Here is a 3,066-nt window from a genome sequence, read left to right on the forward strand (position 1 = left end):
ACCGCCCTATCGACCGCGCCGCGCACCTTGTCGATGTCCTTTGTACGGCTCGTATAGACCCTCTGCGCCCGCGTCTCCTCGCTCAGCTCCACTTCTGGGCGGTAGCCCATCTTCTGCTCAAGGCGGTCTCCTAAGCCCTTGTGGAAGGTCTGATAGAACTTGCGATCACACATCTTCTTGTAGTTGAACCGCCCGTCAAGAATCGGCGTGAACGGTACGTGCATGTGCGGCGTGGTCTCGTCCATGTGCACGTAGCCGCCCATGAGGTTTCCGCACCCCACGCGGTCGGCGATGTACTGGTAGCTATTCCAAAAGAACTTGTACGCGTCTTCTGGCGGCACGTTCGGCGGCAACGTCACGACCATGTCAGCCATCACCACTGCGTCTTTGCGCGTGGCACGATTCCCCTCGGCCTTGGCGCGCGCGTTCACGGCGTCTATGCGCCCCTTGACGGTTGCCCACGAAGCCGAACCCCGAACCTTGCCGATGAACCGCTTCCCGTCCTTCTCATACACACCCAGGGTGTAGTTGAGATGTGTGCGGCTCTTGTCGATGTTCTCGCGGCTCACGTTCGGGTTGTCGATGCCTTGCCAGCGGTTGTAGTGGGCGCAGAGCTTGCCGACCGCCGATGCCTTGTATTTCGCGATATGCGCCACGCGTAAACCCCCTGTGACTGTTGAAGATGCGTTCAGTCCTTAGTATAAGGTATAGCACGTTAGACCTTAGCTACGCTAAGGACGTGGCAGGGGACACCCCTGCACCCCTCCGAGACCGCGGCGGCACGGTTCTCGGACAGCTCGCGGCGGCGCTCGCATGAGGGGGCAAGCCCCCTCAAACTCCCCCTTGTCGCGGCTGTTCGTCACACGTCACACGTCATGTATATATTCGGTCGTAGTAGCCGAATATATACGTGCCCCGATTTGATGGGCTTCCTTGCCCACTCGGCTGCGCCGAGATGGAGGGGTTTCACCCCTCCAAACCACCCCACCCTGTGATCATTTGTCATTTGTCATTTGTCACATTATTTTTCGGACGTAGTTAGCGAAAAATAATGAGCCGCCCGATTCTGCAGGTCTCATCCAGTCGAGACACGGGCAAGGAAAGGGTCGATGGCGCAGTGCGTCCATCGACCCTTAATCAAGTCTGGTCTATTCGGTTGGCCGTCGCGTCAATTCCGCAGCCGGTGAACGAGGGCTACGTAGATCCGCTATGCGGAACTACTCCGCCCCCGTAGTCACCGCCTGCTCCATTGACCCGCCTACTCGAACCGAGCGCACCAGCTTCGCGCTTCGGCTACGGCTGCGGCGGCGCAGTCGGCGGGCAGCTCCACCATCGGCGTGCGCAGATACTCGCGCACCTTCGGTCGTGAACGCCAGCCGAGCATATTGATGAGCGTCTCGACTTCCTCGCCGCGCTCGGCCTTTTCGGCGAGCATGATTCCTACCACGCGCACCCAGTCGCGCGTGTTCTCATCGCTGTGCCATGCGTGAACCTGCGGCCAGTGCGCGACAACCTGCCCAGCGTCCCACTCTCCGTCACACGTCAGCTCGATGCGCGTCAGCACACCCGACAGGTTCATCTCGGCCGCCTTGTCGTAGACCTTCACGTATCCGGGGGTGTTCTTGACCCCGAGGTATTCCGTGATTCCGTTGCTGATGACCGACTTGTACATCCGCCTGTCCTTGCTAAGGCGGCAGTCCAGACGGCTCGTCGGCAAATCATAGGCGAGGTCGAACCTCTTCAAGCGGCCGTGCGAGACGCACGGCGCGAGCTTTTCCAGCAGCCGCCAGAACCGCTTGTCCCCGGCAACCTTGTTCGGGTTGAACTCGATGAACCCGCGATTCATGTTCACCTTGCAGCTCGGCTCCATGAAGCCGATGCCGAGCGCGACCGAGCTGTCGCCGAGGTCGAAGCTCCAAAGCTCGTACCAGCCGCCGGGTCGAATTTTGCTCGTCCACGCGCTCATGCTGTCGCAGTCGAAGGTCTGGGCGTGCGTGCTCAAACACTCGCCCTTGCCGTTGATGAACGACAGCTTCAGGCGAACCATATCGATTGAGAACGTTGCCCCAGATTCGGTCTTGTATGCATTCCAGTAAGAGGGGTGAACCACCGTAAGTGGTTGAAATCCGGCTATTAGACAAGAGCCGGATTTCACATCCGGGTTCGGCGGGTATGCAGAACTGCCCTCGTTTTCATTCATTCCCATGAAAAAAGCCACCTCCAAAATCATGGAAGGTGGCTCCGTTTTTACGACTATCTATAGCCCTGACCTCGCGGTCTTGCTAGAATAGTCATGTACGGGACGGAACTACACCTTCCGTTTCCATTAAGCTGGTTGTGGCTGCAACCAGAACCAGCAACAAACATTATAGGGCATCGCATCGCGCGGTGCCCTTTTATTTTGCGCATCTACCTGCGCTTTCGAGTCCACAATCATGGACTCCAAAAACGTAAACTATAGTTTACGTTTCACCGAGCCTGCCCGCGCTGCCTACTGTTCGTCGGCGCAACATCGTTACGGCTCAACGCTTTCGTCGCACGCGCGACTTCCGTGGCTTCCCTCATCACATCATCCAAGCTGCGCTCGGTGCGTTGCGCCTTTTTGGGACGCATCAGCGCCCAGATTCGGTCTCCAAGCTCCTCAATTGCCGCTCTAGCTGCTCTCGCCGCTCCTGCGCATCGAGCAGCGATTGAATCGAGGATTGCGCCGCGTTCAGCGCGTCCCGCACCCTCGAACCTGCGAACATCGGCAGCGATGGGTTCCAGTTCCGCAACGTCTCGCGCAACCCCGTCCACTCTTTGCCGAAGGCACTCCAATCTGTCGGTCTCCTCGTCGACCTGCATCCGCACGTCCGAGAGCCTGCGCTCGCCATCGGCGACCTGAGCCACCAGCTCGTCCCTGCGCGTCTCGGCATCGCGCACGAGCGCGTCGGCGCGTCCCTGCGCGTCCGCGACGATTCGCGCCGCTTCGTCCTCCGCAGGTTGCACGACCGCCCTATCGACCGCGCCGCGCACCTTGTCGATGTCCTTTGTACGGCTCGTATAGACCCTCTGCGCCCGCGTCTC

The 3,066-nt window shown here is 59.6% G+C and carries 3 protein-coding genes; all 3 read right to left on the reverse strand.

The genetic code is table 11. The annotated features are described in order from the left end of the window. Positions 1–656: plasmid recombination protein (locus PMX60_RS10105; RefSeq protein WP_271747814.1), on the reverse strand; the 656-nt coding region annotated here is incomplete at its 3' end. A gap of 602 nt (positions 657–1,258) precedes the next feature. Next, complete coding sequence (locus PMX60_RS10110; protein WP_271747815.1) at positions 1,259–2,230, reverse strand: hypothetical protein; 972 nt, start codon at positions 2,228–2,230, stop codon at positions 1,259–1,261. Positions 2,231–2,469: 239 nt separating this feature from the next. Then, on the reverse strand, positions 2,470–3,066 hold a 597-nt coding region (locus tag PMX60_RS10115), incomplete at its 5' end, for a hypothetical protein (RefSeq protein WP_271747816.1).

Origin of the sequence: Collinsella aerofaciens, assembly GCF_028206995.1 — a bacterium.
Classification (GTDB): domain Bacteria; phylum Actinomycetota; class Coriobacteriia; order Coriobacteriales; family Coriobacteriaceae; genus Collinsella; species Collinsella aerofaciens_AQ.